The sequence below is a fragment of the Usitatibacter palustris genome, assembly GCF_013003985.1.
In the GTDB taxonomy this organism is placed as follows: domain Bacteria; phylum Pseudomonadota; class Gammaproteobacteria; order Burkholderiales; family Usitatibacteraceae; genus Usitatibacter; species Usitatibacter palustris.
This window is the reverse complement of the sequence record NZ_CP053073.1, coordinates 1,815,524-1,835,408: the sequence shown is the minus strand read 5'-3', so window position 1 is coordinate 1,835,408 and position 19,885 is coordinate 1,815,524. Positions and strand designations below refer to the sequence as shown.

Below are 19,885 nucleotides of genomic sequence, written 5' to 3'. Positions count from 1 at the left end.
CTACTCGCTCTTCAGGGGCATCATCGGCGACACGAGCTGGTTCGTGGACTGGCGGTCGCGTTGCGCGTCCGTCATCCGCACCAGCTCCGGGCCTTGCACGCGATCCTTGATCGGAATGTTGCTGCCGATGCGCTTGATCTGGTCCGCGCCCGAGATCTGCGTTGCGCTCGTGGTCGGCGTGGCGACCGTGGCGCAACCCGCGACAAGACCGAGGACGGCAACAGCAGCGGCGATCAACGCGTTCTTCATGGGGGCTCCTTATTTGGCGGTTACAGAATTGTTTGCCGCCGGCTGCGCGGGCGCGGCGGGCTTCGCGGGTGCGGTCGGCGTCTCGTAGCCGCGGTCGGGACGTCCGATACGGCTGCCCGTGTTGTACACCTTCGTATCCTGGTCGATCTTCGGAATCGCGTTGGGATCGGTATCCCCCGTGCTGCTTGCGCAACCTCCATTCAAAAGTGCACCACCACAAGCGATCATGACTGCCAGCCACTGTTTCATTATCCGTTACTCACCGATTGTTGATTGAGACCAATAATAGCAGCGGATTGCGCGATTATTTCCATCCCGCGCGATCGTAAGTCTGCTGCGCTGCCGCCTGGTTGCGCCCGAGCATCGAGACGTTGAGCGTGTCGCGCTTGAAGGCGGGCAGCATCGCCAGTTCCTTGTTGTCCTGCACGCCGCCGTTCACCGGGAATTCGTTGTTGCCGTTCGCGAAGTACGCCTGCGCCTCGGGGCTCGAGAGGTACTCGAGGAACTTCACCGCGTTGTCCTTGTTCGGCGCGTTCTTCATCACGCCTGCACCGGAAATGTTCACGTGCGTGCCGCGGCCCGCCTGGTTCGGGAAGATGACGCCGACCTTCTCTGCCACGATCTTCTCGTCAGGCTTCGTCGATTTCAGCAGGCGCACGTAGTAGTAGCTGTTGGCCACCGCGATCGTGCACTCGCCCGCGGCGACAGCCTTGAGCTGGTCCGTGTCGCCGCCCTTGGGCTCGCGCGCGAGGTTCGCGACCACGCCCTTGGCCCACTGCTCGGCCTTCGCCGGGCCATCGTTGGAAATCATCGCGCTCATCAGCGACAGGTTGTACATGTTCGAGCTCGAGCGAATGCAGATCTTTCCCTTGTACTTCGGGTCCGCGAGGTCTTCGTAGTTCTTGAGCTCGGCGGGGTTCACGAGGCCCTTCGCGTAGAAGATCGGCCGCGCACGCACGGAGAAAGCAAACCACAGGCCATCGGGCTGGCGGAGCTCGGCCGGAATGCGCTCGGTGAGGACCCGAGACTGGATCGGCTGGAACAGGCCCATCTGCTCGGCGCGCCACAGGCGGCCGGCGTCCACGGTGACCAGCACGTCCGCGGGGCTGCGCGCGCCCTCGTTCTTCAGGCGCTCGAGCAGCGCGTCTTCGCCGGCTTCGATGCGGTTGATCCTGATCCCCGTCTGCTTCGTGAAGTTGCTGTAGAGCGCTTCGTCCGTCTGGTAGTGGCGCGAGGAATAGAGGTTCAGCACCTTTTCCTGGGCGGCGGCGCAGGTGGCGGCGAGCGCGAAGACGGCGGAAATCAGGACGGCTTTCATGGCGGGGCTTCCGGTTGGGTCGTGAAGACCATGAGCTTAATAGGAATGATTCGCATTGGTCAATCAAATCCACCTTATAATCATTCTCATGTCGAACGCCCTCGAGATCAGCGGCCTCTCGTTCGCCTACCCGGGTGGGGCGGCCGTCTGCGACGGCTTTTCGCTCGCCCTCGAGGATGGCCAGGTCGGCTGCCTGCTCGGGCCCAGCGGCTGCGGCAAGACCACCGTGCTGCGCTGCGTGGCGGGCCTGGAGCCGGTCGGTGACGGGGAAATTCGCCTTCATGGTCAGGTGGTTAGCCGCAAAGGGCACACCGTCGCGCCGGAGTTGCGGCGGGTCGGCATCGTCTTCCAGGACTACGCCCTCTTCCCGCACCTCACCGTCGAGGCCAACGTCGGATTCGGCTTGCGCCAGCAGGCGGCGACCGCCCGCAAGGAGCGGATCGGCGAGCTGCTCGATGCCGTTGGCATGGCGAACCTCGCGACCCAGTATCCCCACGAGCTTTCGGGTGGCCAGAAGCAGCGGGTCGCGCTGGCACGCGCCCTCGCCCCACGACCACAACTGCTTCTCCTGGACGAGCCGTTCTCGAACCTCGACGTGGAATTGCGCGAGCGGCTCTCGATCGAGGTGCGCGCCATCCTCAAGGCCCAGCGCACCACGGCGCTGCTCGTCACGCACGACCAGCACGAGGCGTTCGCGATGGCCGACGCCGTGGGCGTGATGCGCCGCGGACGCATCGAGCAATGGGACAGCGCGTACAACCTCTATCACCGTCCGGCGACACGCTTCGTCGCGGATTTCGTCGGCGAAGGCGTGCTCGTCCCGACGAGCGTCGACGGCCACGCGATGTGGCAGCTGCTGCGGCCCGATGACGTGTTGCACGATGACGAGAGCCCGACGAAGGCCGAGGTCCTGAAGAAGGCTTTCCGGGGCGCGGAGTTCCTCTACACGCTCAAGCTCGACGATGGCGCGCAGGTGCTCTCGCTCGTGCCCTCGCACCACAACCATGCGATCGGCGAGCGCATCGGCATCAAGCTCGACATCGACCACGTGGTCGCCTTCCCGCGCATCGAAGGCGCCGACGACTAATCGTACTTCCGCAGGTCCTCGATCACCTTGCCGTCGTTGGGCAGGCTGCCGGATGCGACGAACTTCACGTCGCCGCGCAGCTTGGTGACTTCCTTGATGGATGCGGCAATGTCGTCGGCCGCTCCCGCCACGCCCTCGATCGAGAGCGTCATGCGGTCCTCGCCGCCTTCGTTCTCCACCGTGAGCCGCGCGCGCGCGAGGCCGTGGCGCTTGAGGACCTCGGCAACCTGGTGCGGGTGAACGAAGAGACCGCGCACCTTCGTCGTCTGGTCGGCGCGTCCCATCCAGCCCTTGATGCGCAGGTTCGTGCGCCCGCAGGGACTCACTCCCGCGAGCAACGCGGAGAGGTCGCCGGTCGCGAAACGCACGAGCGGGTAATCGGGGCTGAAGCTCGTCACGACCACCTCGCCCACTTCGCCTTCGGCCACGGGGTCGCCCGTTCCGGGCCGCACGATCTCGACGATCAGCTCCTCGTCGCAAGTCATTCCCTGCCGCGCACTCGTCTCGTACGCGATCATCCCGAGATCGGCGGTGCCGTAGGCCTGGTACGCGTCGATGCCGCGGCTGCGAAGGAATTCGCGCACCGGCGGCAGGAACGCTTCGCCCGAAACGATCGCGCGGCGGATGGACGAGAAATCGAGCTTCAGTTCGTCGGCCTTCTCCACGAGGATCTTCAGGAACGACGGCGTGCCGACGTAGCCGACGGGACGCAGGTCCGTGATCGCGCGGCACTGCAGCTCCGACTGGCCCGTGCCGCCGGGGATGACCGAGCAACCGAGCTTGTGCAGCCCCGTCTCGAACATGCTCGCCGCCGGCGACAGGTGATAGGAAAAACAGTCGATGACGAGATCACCTGCGCGAAATCCGGAAGCGAACAAAGTGCGTGCCGTGCGCCAGTAATCCGCGCCACGCCCCTCGGGGTCGTAGATGGGACCCGGGGACATGAAGATGCGCGCGAGTCCACCGACCGCGGTGGCGTTGAGGCCGCCGAAGGGCGGCTCCGCCTTCTGCAACTCGACCAAAGCGGACTTGCGGGTGACCGGCAGCCGCGCGAGCGCCGGGCGATTCGTCACCGAGGCGGGGTCGATGCCGGCGAGCAGTCGCGTGAAGTACGGTGCATGCGCCTTCGCGTGCGCGATCTGCGCGGGCAGGCGCGCGAAGAGTTCGCGCTCCCGAACTTCCGGCGCGCGCGTCTCGAGCTCGTCGTAATGCGCGTTCAGCCCAGCCACCGCTTGCGCCGCCGGTAGTTCTTCGTGTCGCGGAAACTTCGCCGTCCGCCGGAAGAAATGCCGAGGTAGAACTCCTTCACGTCCTCGTTCTCGGCCAGGTGCTGCGCCGAGCCTTCCATCACCACGCGGCCGTTCTCGAGGATGTAGCCGAAGTCGGCGAAGCGCAGCGCCACCATCGTGTTCTGCTCGGCCAGCAGGAAGCTCACCTTCTCGCTCGCATTGAGCCCCTTCACGATCTCGAAGATCTCCTCGACGACTTGAGGAGCGAGCCCCATCGAAGGTTCGTCGAGCAGGATCATCTCGGGCCGGCCCATCAGTGCGCGGCCGATCGCGGTCATCTGCTGCTCACCCCCCGAGGTGTAGCCCGCGAGCGAGCCGCGCCGCTGCTTGAGCCTCGGAAAGAATCCGTAGACCTTCTCGAGGTCGAGCTTGATCTCGGAGCGCGGGCCACTGCGCGTATAGGCTCCGGTAAGCAGGTTCTCCTCCACCGTCAGGTGCGCGAAGCAGCGGCGCCCCTCCATCACCTGGATGACGCCGCGCTTCACGAGATCCGGAGGGCTCATCGCCTCGACGCGCTCGCCGCGATAGGTAATCGAGCCCTTCGTGACCTCGCCGCGTTCGGAGTGAAGCAGGTTCGACACCGCCTTCAACGTCGTGGTCTTGCCGGCGCCATTGCCCCCGAGGAGGGCGACGATGCCCCCCTCGGGAACCGCGAGCGAAACGCCCTTGAGCACGAGGATCACGTGGTTGTAGATCACCTCGATGCCGTTGACATCCAGCAACGGAGCCCTCGGGGACAGGTCACCACTCGACGAAGGATGTGCCCTGTCCCCCAAGTCACTTCTCCTTGGAGCAATCGCGCGGCGTGATCTTCTTCTCCGCCGCGTAGGCCTTCGCCGAAGCCTCCACGAGCGGGCGCAGGAACTTGTCGTCGGCCTCGATCCAGTCGGACGTGTAGCTCCAGTCCTTGCCGTCCCAGGTGTGGATGCGCCCGCGCCGCACGCCTTCATGGTCGCGGCAGGAAGTCTTCAGCGGCTGAACCATGTCGCCGAAGCCCAGCGCCTTCACCTTGGCCGCGTCGATGTTGAGGTTCTCCGCTCCCCAGCGCACTTCCTCGCCGGTGACCACGCGCTTGCCGTGCTTCTCCTGCGCCTTCTTGATCGCCTCGACCGAGAGCATCGCGGAGATCATGCCGCGGTTGTAGAGCACCGAGCCCACCTCGTCCTTCGACTTCGCCGTGCCCTTGCCCTTCTCGTAGAGGAACTTGACCATGTCCTTGTGGATCGGGAAGTCCCGCTCGTCGGAGTGCCCGAGCGCGATCCCGTTGTAGCCCTTGCCGGCGGCCTCGGCGGGCAGGACGTCGGGCTCCGCCGACGACCACCACACGCCATACATCTGCAGGCGCGGATACGAAACGGCGATGGCTTCCTTGATCGACGTGGAGTTCATGACGCCCCATCCCCAGAGGAACACATAGTCGGGACGTTGCTGGCGAACCTGCAGCCAGGTCGCCTTCTGCTCGACGCCCGGATGCGTGACCGGCAGCTTGATGAACTCGAAGCCATGCTTCTTGGCATGCTCTTCGAGCAGGCGGATCGGCTCCTTGCCGTACGGCGAGTCGTGATAGACGAGCGCGATCTTCTTGCCCTTCAGGCTGCCCTTCTTCGCGACGTGCTGCACGAGCATGTCCGCGGCGCTCCAGTAGGTGCCGAGCAACGGGAAGTTCCAGGCGAACACGCTGCCGTCGGCTGAATCCGCGCGGCCGTAGCCGGTCGTGAAGAGCGCGATCTTGTCCGCCGCCACCTTTTCGGTGAGTGCGTACGTGATGCCAGTCGAGAGCGGGTTCACGAGAACGGGCTTCTTGCTCTTCAGGCGCTCGTAGCACTCGACGCCGCGGTCCGTGGCGTAACCGGTTTCGCACTCTTCAAACGAGAGCTTGATGCCGTTCACGCCGCCATCGCGCTCGTTCACGAGCTTGATGTAGTCGACGTAGCCATCGGCCCACGGAATGCCGTTGGGCGCGTACGCCCCCGTGCGATAGACGAGCACCGGCATGAAGATCTCGCCGGACTGTGCCGCGACGTCCTGCGCGGCGCCGAACGCCGCCGCCACGGCAAGCGCTACGACGGCGCATTGCTTCTTGAGCGTGTGTGTCATGTCATCTCCTCCTTGTTGGAAACGCGGTACTTCAGTGCGGGAACGGCCAGAGTCGCAGCTTCTCCTTGCCGATCGCCCAGAGCCGGGCCAACCCGTGCGGCTCGACGATCAGGAAAAAAACGATGAGGGCGCCGAAGACCATGAACTCGATGTGCGAGATCATCGCCGTCGACAGCGGAATGCCGAGCCAGGTGGGCAACTGGTTGAGCACCAGCGGCAGGATCACGATGAAGGCGGCTCCGAGGAACGATCCGAGGATCGACCCCAACCCGCCGATGATCACCATGAAGAGCAACTGGAACGAGCGGTTCACGTCGAAGGCGAGCGGCTCCCAGGAGCCCAGGTTCACGAATGCCCACAGTGCACCCGCCACGCCCGCGAAGAACGAGCTCACGGCGAAGGCCGAGAGCTTCGCGCGCAGCGGACGGATGCCGATCACCTCGGCGGCAACGTCCATGTCGCGCGTGGCCATCCACGAGCGGCCGATCGCGCCGCGCGTAAGGTTGCGCGCGACGAGCGCGAACACACAGACGATCGCCAGCACCAGGAGGTACTTCTCGACGGGCTCCGTGATCGTGCTGCCGAAGATCGTGAGGGGCGGTGCGGCCACCGAGCCCGAGGCCGAATCGTTGGTGAACCACTTCACGCGGGCGAAGAGCCAGTCGGTGAAGAATTGCGCGGCAAGTGTCGCCACCGCGAGGTAGAACCCCTTGATGCGAAGGCTCGGGATGCCGAACAGCACCCCGACGATCGCCGCGAACACGCCGGCGAGCACGAACACGATGAGGAGGTTCAGGTCGGGCATGCGCACCGCGAAGTTGTACGCGGTGTACGCGCCGATCGACATGAACGCGCCCGTGCCCAGCGAGACCTGGCCGCAATAGCCGACGAGGATGTTGAGCCCGACGGCCGCGAGCGAGAGGATCAGGAACGGGATGAGGATCGCGCTGAACAGGTACTTGGATCCGATGTAGGGCATCACGCCAAACGCGAATACGAGGAAGCCGATCACGAACACGCGGTCCTGCAGGATCGGGAAGAGCTGCTGGTCGGACGCGTAGGTCGTCTTGAATTGGCCGGCTTCGCGGTAGATCACGTCATTACACCCGGTCGATGTGCCGTTCGCCGAAGAGTCCCTCCGGCCGGAACAACAGGAAGACCAGCGCGAGCACGTACGCGAACCAGTTCTCGATTCCCCCGCCGAGGAGAGGTCCGAGGTAGACCTCGGAAATCTTCTCGCCCAGGCCGATGATCAGGCCGCCGACGATCGCGCCGGGAATCGACGTGAAGCCGCCGAGGATCACGACCGGCAAGGCCTTGAGCGCGACGAGCTGCAGCGAGAACTGCACGCCGAGCTTCGAGCCCCAGATGATTCCGGCGACCAGCGCCACAAGACCCGCGACGCTCCAAACGATGACCCAGATGCGGTTGAGCGGAATGCCGATCGACTGCGCCGCCTGGTGATCGTCCGCAACAGCGCGAAGCGCCCTCCCCGTGCCCGTCTTCTGGAAGAACACCGCGAGGACGGTCACCAGCACGCCGGCCATCACCGCCGCGATCACGTCTTCCATGTTCACGAGGATGCCGCCCTCGAACGTGCCCTCGAGGAGGATCTTCGGCTCCTTGGGCATGCCCACGTTGAGCGTGTAGATGTCGCTGCCCCAGACGGTCTGTCCGAGGCCGTCGAGGAAGTAGGCCACGCCCAGCGTGGCCATGAAGAGGACGATGCCCTCCTGGTTCACGAGCGGGCGCAGTACCAGCCGCTCGATCAGCCAGGCGAGCGCGACCATGATCGCCATGGTCACGACGAGCGCCACCGGAAACGGCATCTTCTCCATGAGCCGCACGAGCGAGAGCGCCGCGAAAAGGACCATCGCGCCCTGCGCGAAGTTGAAGACACCGGAGGCCTTGAAGATGAGGACGAGACCCAGCGCCACCAGCGAATACAGCACGCCCGACATGAGCCCGCCGAGGACCACCTCGAGCCACTGCGGGAATTTCGTGGACGTCGAGAGCAGCGGGGACACCGCGCCGAATGCGAGCAGCACGAAGAATGCGATCGTGAGGTTGCGGCTCAGTGCGGGGCTCATCAGTGCTTCACCCCGAGGTAGGCGTCGATCACCGCCTGGTTGGCGCGCACCTCGTCGGGCGTCCCGTCGGCGATCTTGCGGCCGTAGTCGAGCACGACCACGCGATCCGAAAGATCCATGACCACGCCCATGTCGTGCTCGATCAGCACGACCGTCGTGCCGAACTCGTCGTTCACATCGAGCACGAAGCGGCACATGTCCTGCTTTTCCTCGACATTCATGCCGGCCATCGGCTCATCGAGCAGCAGCACCCTGGGTTCGGCCGCGAGCGCGCGCGCGAGATCCACGCGCTTCTGCAAGCCATAGGGCAAGCGACCGACCGGCGTCTTGCGGATGTGCTGGATCTCGAGGAAATCGATGATCTCCTCGACGCGGCGGCGATGCTCCACCTCCTCGCGCAATGCCGGCCCTATCCGCAGGGCCTGCAGGAGGATGTTCGTGTGCATCATGAGGTTGCGGCCGGCCAGGATGTTGTCGAGCACGCTCATGCCCTTGAAGAGCGCGAGGCTCTGGAAGGTGCGCGCGATGCCGCGGCGCGCCGCATGGTGCGGTTCCATCGCCGAATGCTTCTCGCCGAGGTAGGTCACCGTGCCTGCCTGCGGCCGGTAGACGCCGTTGATGACATTGAGCATCGAGCTCTTGCCCGCGCCGTTCGGGCCGATGATCGCGCGGATCTCGTGCTCGCGGACGTCGAAGGACACATCGGTCAGCGCCTTCACGCCGCCGAACGCAAGCGAGATGCCCTCGACCGCGAGAAGGCTCATGCGGCGGCTTTCGCTACTTCGGGCGCAAACGTCTTCGCGGAGACGATGCGCAGGTCGGCACGCACGGTTCCCGTGCGGCCATCTTCGAAGCGCACCTGCGCTTCCATCGCCACGCGGTCCACGCCCGAATAAAGCGCCACCACGATGGGCGCGTACTTGTCCGCGATGTAACCGCGACGCACCTTGCGCGTGCGCGTGAGCTCGCCATCATCGGCATCGAGCTCCTTGTGCAGGATCACGAAGCGGTGGATCTGGCTCGCGGAAAGCTTGGGGTCGCGCGCGAGGTCGGCGTTCATCGCCTCGACGCATTCTCGGATGAGACCCTCGACCTGCGCCTTCGAGGCGAGGTCCATGTAGCCCGAGTACGCGATGCCGCGCCGCTCGGCCCAGTCGCCCACCGCCTGCACGTCGATGTTCACCACCATCGTCGCCTCATTGCGCCCGTCGCCAAAGGCCACGGCTTCCTTCACGTGCGGGAAGAACTTGAGCTTGTTCTCGAGGTACTTGGGCGCGAAGAGCGTGCCGCCGGCGAGCTTCCCGACGTCCTTGGCGCGATCGATGATGCGCAGGTGCCCTTCTGCATCGAGATAGCCCGCGTCACCCGTGTGGAACCAGCCTTCCGCGTCCTTCGATTCGCGCGTGGCCTGGGGATTCTTGTAGTACTCGCGAAACAGCCCCGGGCAGCGCAGCACGATCTCGCCGCTGTCGAGCACGCGCAGCTCCACGCCCGGCATCGGCGGTCCCACCGAATCGGGGCGCACCTGGCCGTCGGGCTGCACGCAGACCATCACCGAGGTCTCCGTCGAGCCGTAGAGCTGTTTCAAATTGATCCCGAGCGAGCGATAGAACACGAAGAGGTCCGGGCCGATCGCTTCACCGGCCGTATAGGCCACGCGCACGCGCGACATGCCCAGCGCATTGCGAAGCGGCGAGTAGACGAGCAAGCCACCGAGCGCGTAGAGAAACCGCTCGAACGCACCGACCGGCTGCCCGTCGAGGATCTTCGCGCCCACGCCGCGTGCCAGCGCCATGAAGCGCCGGTACATCGCGCGCTTGATCGTGCCCGCGTCCTCCATGCGAATCGTGACTTGCGTGAGCAGCGCCTCGAGCACGCGAGGCGGCGCGAAGTAATACGTCGGGCCGATCTCGCGCATGTCGTTCATCACCGTCTCGCCCGATTCCGGGCAATTGATGCGAAAGCCCACGTACATCCACTGCGCGTACGAGAAGAGGTTCTGGCCGATCCACGCCATCGGCAGGTACGCGAGGACTTCTTCCTCGGGCTTCAGGCCTTCGAGCTCCGCATACGCACGGCTCGCACCAATCAGGTTGTCATGCGTGAGCACCACACCCTTCGGACTGCCCGTGGTTCCCGAGGTGTAGAGCATGATCGCCGTGTCGCTGCCCTTCCCCTTCGCCGCTTCGGCCGCGAGGAAGCCCGGATTCCCGGCGAGGAACTCGCGTCCCTGCGCTTGCAGGGAATCGCACGACGCGAGCTCGGCGTTGGTGTAATGCCGCAGCCCGCGCGGATCGTGATACCAGATGTGCTTGAGGCCCGGGCACTGCGGCAGGATCTCGAAGAGCTTGTCGGCCTGCTCCTGGTCCTCGACGATCGCGAACGCGATCTCCGCGTCCTGGAAGACGTAGACCATCTCCTGCGCGACGGCATCCTCGTAGAACGGGACCGGAATCGCGCCCAGCGATTGCGCGGCCGAAAGGGCCCAGTAGAGCCGCGGACGATTGGAGCCGATGACCGCGAGGTGCGCGCCGCGCGTCAGCCCTGCCTTTGCGAGTCCACCGGCGAGTGCCGCGACTTCATCGGCGACCTGCCGCCAGCCCCACCCCTGCCAGATGCCCAGGTCCTTCTCGCGAATCGCAGGCGCATCGCCCCGCACGCGCGCGTGATGCGCCAGCAGCTTCGGGAAGGTGTCCGCTTCCATCCGCTGCATGGTACCCAAGGATCATGCGGACATGGTGGGCCGGATCACGCCTTTCGCCGAGGAAATCGCGCCGGCTCGCTCGAGATCGGCGACCAGCCATTGTGCAAGTGCAGCATTGTCGAGTCCGAGGAAGCGATCCGAGAGTTCGCGATAGCAGGCGCAGGTGCCGACGTAGTCCGCGATGTCATCGACGTGCATCGACTGCTTGTCGAGCAGCGCGAAGACGAACAGGACCTTCACCACGTGCCGCGCGTTCTTCGCCGGGTCGCGCGCGAAAGCCTCGAGCTTCGAGCGCACGCTGGCGATCGACCCTTTCGCATCGTGGAAGGGTGCGCCGTGGCCCGGAATCACCGTCGCGGGATCGAGCGCCTCGATGCGAGAGAGCGTCTCCTGCGCCGCAGCAATGTGCGGGCCGGCGTGCTCGGGCCAGACGAAGCCCATGCCGTTCTCCCAGAGCGCATCGCCCGAGACGAGGATCCGGTTGCGCGGCTCGAAGTACATGAGCGCGTCCATGTCGTGGCCGGGTGCCGCGATCGCCTGCCACTCGAAGCCCGCGGCCTCGAAGGTATCGCCCGCGGCGAGGGTCGCGTCGAAGTGGAATGGATCGGCGCGCTGGTCGAAGCGCTTCATCCACACGCTCTGCTCGGTCCAGGGCACGACGTGCTTCGCCTCGCCTTCGGGAATCGTGATCGTGCAGCCCGTGGCGTGAGCCACCGCGGCATTGCCGCCCATGTGATCCGAGTGGCAGTGCGTGTTGATCAACCGTTCCAAAGGCTTGCCGTCGAGGCCCTCGGGGCCCGCGAGCCGTTCGAGCGTCTGCTCGCGATGCGTGCAATAGCCCGAATCGATGAGCACGTTGTTGCCGCCTTCGAGCAGCACGACCTGGTTGCAGTTGAGCCACCCGCGCTGGATCACGCGGACGGATTGGGGAAGCAGCGGTGTGTTCACGGGCGTCGATATAATTGCGGTCTCCTCGCATCTTAATCGGTCCCCTTGGCCTCTTCGCTGCTCGCCGGACTCCGCGTCGTCTCCACCGCCCTGAACCTGCCGGGCCCCGCGGCGTGCTCGCGATTGCGCGACCTCGGCGCGACGGTGACCAAGATCGAGCCGCCGACGGGCGATCCCATGGCCGAGTACTGCCCGGCCTGGTACGCGCGTCTTCATGACAACGTATCGGTGCATTGCCTCGATCTCAAGGACAGCGGGGATCGCGCAAAGCTTGATCGCCTGTTGCTCGAAGCGGATCTCTTCGTGACCGCGCAACGGCCGTCGGCTCTCGCGCGATTGGGCCTGGGTGCGCAGGTCCTCGCGGAACGCTTCCCGCGCCTGTGCCATGTCGCGATCACGGGTCACGGTCCGCCCGATCTCGATTTGGCCGGACACGATCTCACTTACCTGGCATCCGCGGGCGCTCTCGTTCCGCCCGCGTTGCCCGCGACGCTGTATGCCGACATGGCGGGCGCCGAACGCGCCGTCACCACCGCGCTCGCACTCGTGATCGCGCGCGATCGCGGCCGTCCCGCGAAAGCCGCGCATGCGCCGCTCGCCGAAGCCGCCGAGTGGCTGGCCCTCCCGCTCGCCTACGGCATGACCGCACCGGGTTCGCAGCTCGGAGGCGCGCATCCGGGCTACAACATTTACGCCACCAAGCGCGGCTGGATCGCGGTGGCCGCCCTCGAGCCGCGCTTCGCGAAGAAGCTCGCGACCGAACTGGGTCTCGCCGAATTCACCATCGATCGACTCGCCGAGCGCTTCGCGACCGAAGACGCCGAGCACTGGGAAGCGTGGGCGCGGCCCCGCGACCTGCCGATCGCCGTCCTTCGCACTCCCTCTCCTCCCGAAAGCTAGGCTCCCACACCATGCAAATTGCCCAACACACGTTCCTCGTCGCCGGCGGCGGCTCCGGCCTCGGCGCCGCGACCGCACGGATGATCGTCGCCAACGGCGGCAACGTCGTTCTCGCGGATGTAAACGAAGCGGCCGGCACCGCGCTCGCGCGCGATCTCGGTGCGAACGCGCGTTTCGCCAAGACCGACGTCACCGATGAAGCCTCCACGCAGGGCGCGGTCGATCTTTGCGTGTCCGCCTTTGGTGCGATCCACGGCGCGATCAATTGCGCAGGCGTGGCACCCGGCGAGCGCGTCGTCGGCCGCAACGGCCCCCACGCTCTCGCCAGTTTCGAGCGCGCGGTGAAGATCAACCTCATCGGCACGTTCAACGTGATCCGGCTCGCCGCGGCAAAGATGACGGTGCAACCGGCAGAGCCTTCGGGCGAGCGTGGCGTGATCGTGAACACGTCCTCGGTCGCATCGATGGATGGCCAGATCGGCCAGGCGGCCTACGCCGCTTCGAAAGCGGGCGTCAACGGCATGACGCTGCCGATCGCGCGCGAGCTCGCGAAGTTCGGCGTGCGCGTGATGACGATCGCCCCTGGAATCTTCGATACCCCGATGCTCCAGGGCATGAGCGAGGAGATCCGCGCCTCGCTGGGCGCCCAGGTTCCCTTCCCGCCGCGCCTCGGAAAACCCGAGGAATACGCGTCCCTTGTCAAGCACATCGTCGAAAACGAGGTTTTGAACGGGGAAGTGATCCGTCTGGACGGGGCAATCCGCATGACCGCGAAGTAGCGGCGCCCTGCAAAAGCACCCCCCTTCGTGGGATAATTACTATTCCGGGGCGCTCCCCATAAGGGTTCGCCCCCGCTAGAGGGGTTGCCGTGCTGTTCGATACACACGTGACGGAGGAGTTCGACGCGCTTCGCGACACCGTGAAGCGCCTCTGCGATACGGAGCTTGCTCCCCGTGCCGCCGGGATCGACACCACGAACACCTTCCCCGCCGACATGTGGAAGAAGTTCGGCGACGTGGGCGTGCTCGGCATGACGGTCCCCGACGAATACGGCGGCACCGGGCTGGGCTACGTCGCCCACGTGGTCGCCATGGAAGAGATCTCGCGCGCCTCGGCCTCGGTGGGCCTTTCGTATGGCGCGCACTCGAACCTCGCGGTCAACAACCTCTACCTCAACGGCAACGAAGCGCAGCGGAAGAAATACCTTCCCAAGCTGTGCTCGGGCGAATTCGTGGGCGCGCTCGCGATGAGCGAACCCGGCGCCGGTTCCGACGTCGTGGGCTCCATGGCCTGCCGCGCCGAGAAGAAGGGCGATCGCTGGGTCGCCAACGGTTCCAAGATGTGGATCACCAACGGGCCGGATGCGGACGTGCTGATCGTCTACATGCGCACCGCCCCGAAGGACCAAGGCTCGAAGGCGATGACCGCCTTCCTGGTCGAAAAAGGCATGAAGGGTTTCAGTACCGCGCAGAAGCTCGACAAGCTGGGCATGCGCGGTTCGAACACCTGCGAGCTCGTCTTCCAGGATTGCGAGATTCCCGAGGAAAACATCCTCGGCAGCGTGAATGGCGGCTCGAAGGTGCTGATGAAGGGCCTCGATACGGAGCGCTGCGTTCTTTCCGGCGGTCCGATCGGCATCATGCAGGCGGCGATGGACCTCGTGCTCCCGTACCTGCACGAGCGCAAGCAGTTCGCCCAGCCCATCGGCGCGTTCCAGCTCATGCAGGGCAAGGTCGCCGACATGTACACGAAGCTCCAGGCCTCGCGCGCATTCACCTACCGCGTGGCCGGCGCGCTCGACCAGGGCCGTGGCCGCGCCGCACGCAAGGACGCGGCGGCGTGCATCCTCTTCGCTTCCGAGAACGCGGTGCAGGTTTCGCTCGAGGCGATCCAGTGCCTGGGCGGCAACGGCTACATCAACGATTTTCCCGCGGGCCGGTTGCTGCGCGATGCGAAGCTCTATGACATCGGCGCGGGTACGAATGAAATCCGCCGCATGTTGATCGGGCGTGAGTTGTTCGAGGAGAGCGTTTGAGCCCGCGACGATTCCTCGCGCTGCTCGCCATCCTCGTCGCCTCCTCGGCGCTGGCGCAGGAGCGCCCTTGGCGCTTTGTTCCCGCCGACCCCGTCGTCGGCGAGGATTTCATCGTGATGGCACTCGGGAGCACACCGACCCTCGGTGCGTACGTGGACACGTCGTCACTCAACTTCTTGAACGGTACCTACCAATTGACGGCGCACATGGGAGTCCGCTCCGACTTCTCGGTGAGCGACGGCTCTTGGGCGACGGGCGCCATGCAGGCCGCCGCCGCAGGAACATTTCCGGTGCGCTTCACGCAAACGGGCGGCGGACTATCGGGTCGTTCATACGAACTTGGCACGATCACGATCGCACCTACCGTCGTCGCGCCGGATCCTGCATATCGCAACCTCTCCGGAAACTGGTTCTTTCCAGGCGAAGACGGCTGGGGCTTCAACCTCATCCAGAGCGGGGCGGGGCGACTTTCGGGCGTGTGGATGACCTACCAGCCGGTCGCCGCGGAGCCCACGCCATACATGACGCAGCGCGGCGCCACCTACGGCGCGTGGTATTTCATGCCGAGCGGGCGGTGGGTTACGCCAACCCATTTTCGCGGCCTGTTGTACGAGACTACAGGGCCGCCTGTCGGCGAGGCATTTGATCGCAGCACGGTTTACTCGGTGGCCCGGGGCATGGCGACGTTCACGATCGTGAGCGGGACAGAACTCGACTTCGTCGGTGACATCACAGTCGGTGGATCGGCAATTACCCCGCCTTCGCGCCCTGGCCCGAATCGCATTGTCCGCAAGCGCCTCGTGCGCCTCGACCCATGACGATGCGCGCGATCATCGCCGCGTTCCTCCTGCTCGCCGCCCTCCCCGCCGCGGCCTGCACAACCTTCTGCCTCAAGGACGCGAGCGGCCTCGTCTTCGGCCGCAATTACGACTACGACTTTGGCGACGCTCTGGTGTTGGTGAACGCGCGCGGCGTCGCGAAGACCTCGCTCCTCGACGGCAACCCGGCGCGCTGGGTCTCGGCGTACGGCAGCGTGACCTTCAACCAGTACGGCAAGGATTCGCCCTCGGGCGGCGTGAACGAGAAGGGGCTCGTGGTCGAGATGATGATGCTCGACGACACGCGCTTCCCCCCGCCCGACAAGCGGCCGGTCGTCGGCGCGCTCGAATTCATCCAGTACCTGCTCGACAACGCAGGCGACGTGGAGGATGCCGTGGTCCAGGCGGGCCAGGTCCGCATCGCCACGCGCACGCCGGTGCATTTCCTGCTCGCCGACCGCGCGGGCCACGCGGCCGCGATCGAATTCCTGCGCGAGCGCATGGTCGTGCGCCGCGGCGACACGCTCCCCGATTGCGCGCTCGCCAACAGCACGTATCCGCAATCGCAGGCCTATGCGAGCAAGTCGCCGGTGAGCCTCGATGTCATGCCGCGCGGTGAGGCCGGTTCGCTCGAGCGCTACGCGCGCGCGGCGCGCGCGGTTCGCACCACGAAGGCGCCCAGCGTCGAGAAGAGCTTCGCGATCCTCGACGACGTCGTCCAGAACAACACGCACTGGCAGATTGTGTACGACCTGCCGCGCGCCACGATCCACTACCGGACCGCCGCCAATCGCGCGGTTCGCACGCTCGACCTCGCGCGCATGGATTTTGCATGCCGCCATGGCGGGCGAATGCTCGACGTCGATGCGGGCCGCGGGGATGTGACCCACGCCCTGCTCCCGTATGCCCCGGAGGCGAACGAGCGCCAGATGCTCGTCGCCTTCGCCAAGAGCCCGCACTTCGCCATGCCCGCCCATCTCGTGCGCGCCGAAGCCGCCCAAGTAGAAACCCGTCGCTGCGTAGCGGCGGGCTGAACCGGAGAACATCGAAATGGCTGAAAGCATCGTGATCGTCGGCGCCAAGCGCACTCCCATCGGCGCCATGCAGGGCAAGTTCAACACCGTGACCGCCTCGCAGCTGGGCGCGGTCGCCATCAAGAGCGCGCTCGAGCAGGCGGGCGTCAAGGGCAACGAGGTCGATGACCTGATCTTCGGCAACGTCCTCTCGGCCGGCCAGGGCCAGGCGCCCGCGCGCCAGGCGGCACTCGGCGCGGGCATGGACAAGGCCACGCCCACCACCACGATCAACAAGATGTGCGGCTCGGCGATGAAGGCCGCGATGATGGGCGCCGACGAGATCACGGCGGGCCAGGCGACGATCGTCGTCGCCGGCGGCATGGAGTCGATGACGAACGCGCCGCACCTGCTGCCCAAGGGGCGCGGCGGCATTCGCTACGGCCACGGCAAGGTCCTCGATCACATGGCCTTCGACGGGCTGGAAAACGCCTACGACGGCAAGCCCATGGGGCACTTCGCCGACAAGACGGCGGAGAAATACGGCTTCACGCGCGAAGAGATGGATGCCTACTCCAAGGCCTCCACGGAGCGCGCGCTCGCCGCGGTCAAGGCCGGTGCGTTCACCGACGAGATCGCGCCCGTCACGGTCGAAGGCCGCAAGGGCAACGAAGTGGTGAGCCAGGACGAGACACCCTTCACCGTCAACGTGGAGAAGATCTCGACGCTGCGTCCCGCGTTCAACAAGGACGGCACGGTCACGGCGGCCACCTCCTCGTCGATCTCCGACGGCGCGGCGGCCCTCGTGCTCATGACGGAGAGCGAAGCGAAGAAGCGCGGCGCCAAGCCGCTCGCGAAGATCATCGCCTACGCCTCCAACGCGCACGAACCGGAGTGGTTCACCACCGCACCCGTGGGCGCGATCAAGAAGGTGCTGGACAAAGCCGGCTGGAAAGCCGCCGACGTGGACCTCTTCGAAGTGAACGAGGCTTTCGCGGTGGTGGCCATGGCGGCGATGAAGGACATCGGCATTCCGCACGACAAGATCAATGTCAACGGCGGAGCCGTCGCATTGGGGCACCCGATCGGCGCAACGGGAGCTCGCATCATCACCACGCTCATCTATGCCCTCAAGAAACGCGGGGGAAAGAAAGGCGTGGCTGCGCTGTGCATTGGCGGCGGTGAAGGAACAGCCCTCGCCCTGGAGGTTCTCTAAGCATGTCGACGACCATCACCCCCATCGAACGGACCCCTAACATCGGCCCGCTGCTCGCGGCGGACCTTCGCGCAGTAGGCATCGATTCCCTCGAAGCCCTGATGCGCGTGGGATTCTGGGACGCGTGGCTGCAGCTTCGCCGCGCCAACCCGGAACGCGACTGCGTGCCGGCATGCCTGTCGCTTGCAGGTGCCGTCGCCGGCGTGCGCTGGAACCACCTGCCGCCGCGCGTTCGCGCGGACATCCGGCAGCGCGTGAAGGCCGCCCGCGCCTGATATGCCGCGCAACCCGCGGGCGCTGATCGCTCTCGCCGCGGGTGTCGCGCTGGTGCTCGTCTCAGGTTGCGGCAAGCCACCCCCACCGAAGGTGGATGCCGCCACCGAGCAAGCCGAAGCCCGGGAGCGCGCGAAACAGCGCGCCTACGGAGGAGATGCGGTGAAGGCGCTCGAGACCGCCAAGGGACTCGAGTCGGACCTGAACCGCAAGGCCGAGGAAGCGATCGAGAAGGCCGAAAAATAATGCTGCAACGCACGACCGCCGATTTCCTGACCACCGAGCAGCGGATGGTCCGCGACATGGCCCGGGACTTCGCCCAGGGCGAGCTCGCGCCGCACGCCGCCAAATGGGACCAGGACGGCTGGATCCCCGACGAGGTCGTCGCGAAGATGGGCGAACTGGGACTCCTGGGCATGATCGTCCCCGAGGAATGGGGCGGCTCGTACACGGACTACCTCTCCTACGCGCTCGCGATGGAAGAGATCGCCGCGGGCTGCGCCTCCACCGCCACGCTCATGAGCGTGCACAACTCCGTCGGCTGCGGCCCCATCCTTGCGTGGGGAACGCCCGAGCAGAAGAAGCAGTGGCTGCCCGACATGGCCACCGGCAAGGTGATCGGCTGCTTCTGCCTCACCGAGCCGCAGGCCGGCAGCGAAGCCAACAACCTGAAGACCCGCGCGACCCTCGCCGACGGCACGTGGACGCTCGAGGGCTCCAAGCAATTCATCACCAACGGCAAGCGCGCGAAGATCGCGATCGTCTTCGCCGTCACCGATCCCGACCTCGGCAAGAAGGGCCTCTCCGCATTCCTCGTTCCCGCGGATGCGCCGGGCTTCAAGCCGCAGGTCCTCGAACACAAGCTGGGCATTCGCGCGTCCGACACGTGCGCGATCGTCTTCGACAATTGCACCGTTCCCGAAGCGAACCTCCTCGGCCCGCGCGGCAAGGGGCTCGCGATCGCGCTCTCGAATCTCGAAGGCGGACGCATCGGCATCGCTGCGCAGGCGCTCGGTATCGCCGGGGCCGCGTTCGAGGCGGCGCTGGCCTACGCCAAGGAACGCACGCAGTTCGGCAAGAAGCTCACCGAGCATCCGTCGATCGGCAACATGCTCGCCGACATGCACACGCGCATCAACGCCGCGCGCCTGCTGATCCATCACGCCGCCCGCATGCGCACCGAAGGCCTGCCCTGCCTTTCGGAAGCCTCGCAGGCAAAGCTCTACGCCTCCGAGCTTGCCGAATGGGTGTGCTCGAAGGCGATCCAGATCCACGGCGGCTACGGCTACCTGCGCGACTACCCGGTCGAACGCCACTATCGCGACGCCCGCATCACGCAGATCTACGAGGGCACGAGCGAAATCCAGCGCCTGCTCATCGCGCGCGAACTGGCTCGATGACCGCGCCGTCCCCGCAGCAACTGCCGAACCCGCTCGTCCTCACCTGGGTCGTGCAGCTCATCGGCACGATGGTGATCGCGGTCGTGGTCTATTTCTACGTGCAGAAGGCCGGCGCGCCGTGGACGGGCCTGGACGCGGAATGGGCGCGCTACGCGCTCATCGGCGGCCTGCTCTCGATCATCCCCGCGCTGCTCTACCTGACGACCTACCGGCGCGTGCTCGATCCCTACCTCGCCGACCAGAAGTCCGAGAAACCGAACCCGGCGCTGCGCACGGCCGTCGCGAGCAAGCTCGCCATCGGCGGCGCGCTCGCGGAGCTCCCGATGGCCTTCGGTTCGGCGCACCTGCTCATGGGCGGCGAGATGCGCTGGTTCCTGAGCGGCGTGCTCGTGAGCCTCGCGTTGCGCACGTCCTTCCGCCCCTTCATCCGCAAAGCCCGATAAGCCGC

The 19,885-nt window shown here is 65.9% G+C and carries 22 protein-coding genes; 11 read left to right on the top strand and 11 right to left on the bottom strand.

Features of this window, described 5'->3' with window-relative positions; all coding sequences use genetic code 11:
• From DSM104440_RS09135 to DSM104440_RS09125, 3 genes are read right to left on the bottom strand one after another with little or no spacing between them, the layout of a single operon-like run.
• Nucleotides 1–249, bottom strand: a complete 249-nt coding sequence (locus DSM104440_RS09135) for a hypothetical protein (protein WP_171161866.1) — start codon at nt 247–249, stop codon at nt 1–3.
• A 9-nt stretch (nt 250–258) separates the two neighbouring features.
• Nucleotides 259–498, bottom strand: a complete 240-nt coding sequence (locus DSM104440_RS09130) for a hypothetical protein (protein ID WP_171161864.1) — start codon at nt 496–498, stop codon at nt 259–261.
• 55 nt (nt 499–553) lie between these two features.
• Nucleotides 554–1,567, bottom strand: a complete 1,014-nt coding sequence (locus tag DSM104440_RS09125; RefSeq protein WP_171161862.1) for a Fe(3+) ABC transporter substrate-binding protein — start codon at nt 1,565–1,567, stop codon at nt 554–556.
• 88 nt (nt 1,568–1,655) lie between these two features.
• Between DSM104440_RS09125 and DSM104440_RS09120 the strand changes: the two genes are divergently transcribed.
• Nucleotides 1,656–2,654, top strand: a complete 999-nt coding sequence (locus DSM104440_RS09120; RefSeq protein ID WP_171161860.1) for an ABC transporter ATP-binding protein — start codon at nt 1,656–1,658, stop codon at nt 2,652–2,654.
• Here the strand turns inward: DSM104440_RS09120 and DSM104440_RS09115 are convergent.
• The 8 genes from DSM104440_RS09115 to DSM104440_RS09080 all read right to left on the bottom strand — a co-directional run bounded on the left by DSM104440_RS09115 (nt 2,651) and on the right by DSM104440_RS09080 (nt 11,782).
• A complete protein-coding gene (locus DSM104440_RS09115; protein WP_212758282.1) occupies nt 2,651–3,883 on the bottom strand; it encodes a phenylacetate--CoA ligase family protein in 1,233 nt (410 codons plus the stop codon). The genes DSM104440_RS09120 and DSM104440_RS09115 overlap by 4 nt on opposite strands.
• Nucleotides 3,871–4,665 (bottom strand): ABC transporter ATP-binding protein, encoded by a 795-nt coding sequence (locus tag DSM104440_RS09110; RefSeq protein WP_246212123.1) that lies wholly within the window; start codon nt 4,663–4,665, stop codon nt 3,871–3,873. Before DSM104440_RS09110 ends, DSM104440_RS09115 begins: the two co-directional genes overlap by 13 nt.
• 55 nt (nt 4,666–4,720) lie before the next feature.
• Nucleotides 4,721–6,040, bottom strand: coding sequence for an ABC transporter substrate-binding protein (locus tag DSM104440_RS19410; protein ID WP_171161856.1), 1,320 nt, complete (start codon nt 6,038–6,040; stop codon nt 4,721–4,723).
• A gap of 31 nt (nt 6,041–6,071) precedes the next feature.
• Entirely contained in the window at nt 6,072–7,136 is a 1,065-nt protein-coding gene (locus DSM104440_RS09100) for a branched-chain amino acid ABC transporter permease (protein ID WP_171161854.1), read from the bottom strand.
• 4 nt (nt 7,137–7,140) lie between these two features.
• Complete coding sequence (locus DSM104440_RS09095; RefSeq protein WP_246212150.1) at nt 7,141–8,001, bottom strand: branched-chain amino acid ABC transporter permease; 861 nt, start codon at nt 7,999–8,001, stop codon at nt 7,141–7,143.
• A 128-nt stretch (nt 8,002–8,129) separates the two neighbouring features.
• Nucleotides 8,130–8,894 (bottom strand): ABC transporter ATP-binding protein, encoded by a 765-nt coding sequence (locus DSM104440_RS09090; protein ID WP_171161850.1) that lies wholly within the window; start codon nt 8,892–8,894, stop codon nt 8,130–8,132.
• Nucleotides 8,891–10,843, bottom strand: coding sequence for an AMP-binding protein (locus DSM104440_RS09085; RefSeq protein ID WP_212758280.1), 1,953 nt, complete (start codon nt 10,841–10,843; stop codon nt 8,891–8,893). The genes DSM104440_RS09090 and DSM104440_RS09085 overlap by 4 nt, the downstream gene beginning before the upstream one ends.
• A 12-nt stretch (nt 10,844–10,855) precedes the next feature.
• Nucleotides 10,856–11,782, bottom strand: a complete 927-nt coding sequence (locus tag DSM104440_RS09080) for an MBL fold metallo-hydrolase (protein ID WP_171161848.1) — start codon at nt 11,780–11,782, stop codon at nt 10,856–10,858.
• Between the two features lie 45 nt (nt 11,783–11,827).
• On the opposite strand from DSM104440_RS09080, the gene DSM104440_RS09075 reads away from it, so the two are divergent.
• The 10 genes from DSM104440_RS09075 (at nt 11,828) to DSM104440_RS09030 (ending at nt 19,880) form a co-directional block, all read left to right on the top strand.
• Nucleotides 11,828–12,682, top strand: coding sequence for a CoA transferase (locus DSM104440_RS09075; RefSeq protein WP_212758279.1), 855 nt, complete (start codon nt 11,828–11,830; stop codon nt 12,680–12,682).
• 11 nt (nt 12,683–12,693) lie between these two features.
• Nucleotides 12,694–13,461 carry an SDR family NAD(P)-dependent oxidoreductase gene (locus DSM104440_RS09070; protein WP_171161846.1) on the top strand — a complete coding sequence of 256 codons (768 nt, stop codon included), beginning with the start codon at nt 12,694–12,696 and terminating at the stop codon, nt 13,459–13,461.
• Between the two features lie 89 nt (nt 13,462–13,550).
• Entirely contained in the window at nt 13,551–14,717 is a 1,167-nt protein-coding gene (locus DSM104440_RS09065) for an isovaleryl-CoA dehydrogenase (RefSeq protein WP_171161845.1), read from the top strand.
• A complete protein-coding gene (locus DSM104440_RS09060) occupies nt 14,714–15,535 on the top strand; it encodes a hypothetical protein (protein ID WP_171161843.1) in 822 nt (273 codons plus the stop codon). Before DSM104440_RS09065 ends, DSM104440_RS09060 begins: the two co-directional genes overlap by 4 nt.
• Nucleotides 15,536–15,537: 2 nt before the next feature.
• Nucleotides 15,538–16,569 carry a linear amide C-N hydrolase gene (locus DSM104440_RS09055; RefSeq protein ID WP_212758278.1) on the top strand — a complete coding sequence of 344 codons (1,032 nt, stop codon included), beginning with the start codon at nt 15,538–15,540 and terminating at the stop codon, nt 16,567–16,569.
• 16 nt (nt 16,570–16,585) lie between these two features.
• Nucleotides 16,586–17,764 (top strand): thiolase family protein, encoded by a 1,179-nt coding sequence (locus DSM104440_RS09050; RefSeq protein ID WP_171161839.1) that lies wholly within the window; start codon nt 16,586–16,588, stop codon nt 17,762–17,764.
• Between the two features lie 2 nt (nt 17,765–17,766).
• Nucleotides 17,767–18,039 carry a TfoX/Sxy family DNA transformation protein gene (locus tag DSM104440_RS09045; RefSeq protein WP_171161837.1) on the top strand — a complete coding sequence of 91 codons (273 nt, stop codon included), beginning with the start codon at nt 17,767–17,769 and terminating at the stop codon, nt 18,037–18,039.
• 1 nt (nt 18,040) lies between these two features.
• A complete protein-coding gene (locus DSM104440_RS09040) occupies nt 18,041–18,283 on the top strand; it encodes a hypothetical protein (protein WP_171161835.1) in 243 nt (80 codons plus the stop codon).
• Nucleotides 18,283–19,437, top strand: a complete 1,155-nt coding sequence (locus DSM104440_RS09035; RefSeq protein ID WP_171161833.1) for an acyl-CoA dehydrogenase family protein — start codon at nt 18,283–18,285, stop codon at nt 19,435–19,437. The genes DSM104440_RS09040 and DSM104440_RS09035 overlap by 1 nt, the downstream gene beginning before the upstream one ends.
• Nucleotides 19,434–19,880, top strand: coding sequence for a hypothetical protein (locus tag DSM104440_RS09030; protein WP_171161831.1), 447 nt, complete (start codon nt 19,434–19,436; stop codon nt 19,878–19,880). Before DSM104440_RS09035 ends, DSM104440_RS09030 begins: the two co-directional genes overlap by 4 nt.
• Nucleotides 19,881–19,885: the final 5 nt, after the last annotated feature.

Coding starts and splice junctions, on each gene's coding strand:
- DSM104440_RS09130 (WP_171161864.1), bottom strand. CDS start 498: ATGAAACAGTGGCTGGCAGTCATGATCGCTTGTGGTGGTGCACTTTTG.
- DSM104440_RS09040 (WP_171161835.1), top strand. CDS start 18,041: ATGCCGCGCAACCCGCGGGCGCTGATCGCTCTCGCCGCGGGTGTCGCG.
- DSM104440_RS09055 (WP_212758278.1), top strand. CDS start 15,538: ATGCGCGCGATCATCGCCGCGTTCCTCCTGCTCGCCGCCCTCCCCGCC.
- DSM104440_RS09095 (WP_246212150.1), bottom strand. CDS start 8,001: ATGTCGGGCGTGCTGTATTCGCTGGTGGCGCTGGGTCTCGTCCTCATC.
- DSM104440_RS09120 (WP_171161860.1), top strand. CDS start 1,656: ATGTCGAACGCCCTCGAGATCAGCGGCCTCTCGTTCGCCTACCCGGGT.
- DSM104440_RS19410 (WP_171161856.1), bottom strand. CDS start 6,040: ATGACACACACGCTCAAGAAGCAATGCGCCGTCGTAGCGCTTGCCGTG.
- DSM104440_RS09135 (WP_171161866.1), bottom strand. CDS start 249: ATGAAGAACGCGTTGATCGCCGCTGCTGTTGCCGTCCTCGGTCTTGTC.
- DSM104440_RS09085 (WP_212758280.1), bottom strand. CDS start 10,843: ATGCAGCGGATGGAAGCGGACACCTTCCCGAAGCTGCTGGCGCATCAC.
- DSM104440_RS09050 (WP_171161839.1), top strand. CDS start 16,586: ATGGCTGAAAGCATCGTGATCGTCGGCGCCAAGCGCACTCCCATCGGC.
- DSM104440_RS09035 (WP_171161833.1), top strand. CDS start 18,283: ATGCTGCAACGCACGACCGCCGATTTCCTGACCACCGAGCAGCGGATG.
- DSM104440_RS09090 (WP_171161850.1), bottom strand. CDS start 8,894: ATGAGCCTTCTCGCGGTCGAGGGCATCTCGCTTGCGTTCGGCGGCGTG.
- DSM104440_RS09070 (WP_171161846.1), top strand. CDS start 12,694: ATGCAAATTGCCCAACACACGTTCCTCGTCGCCGGCGGCGGCTCCGGC.
- DSM104440_RS09045 (WP_171161837.1), top strand. CDS start 17,767: ATGTCGACGACCATCACCCCCATCGAACGGACCCCTAACATCGGCCCG.
- DSM104440_RS09030 (WP_171161831.1), top strand. CDS start 19,434: ATGACCGCGCCGTCCCCGCAGCAACTGCCGAACCCGCTCGTCCTCACC.
- DSM104440_RS09125 (WP_171161862.1), bottom strand. CDS start 1,567: ATGAAAGCCGTCCTGATTTCCGCCGTCTTCGCGCTCGCCGCCACCTGC.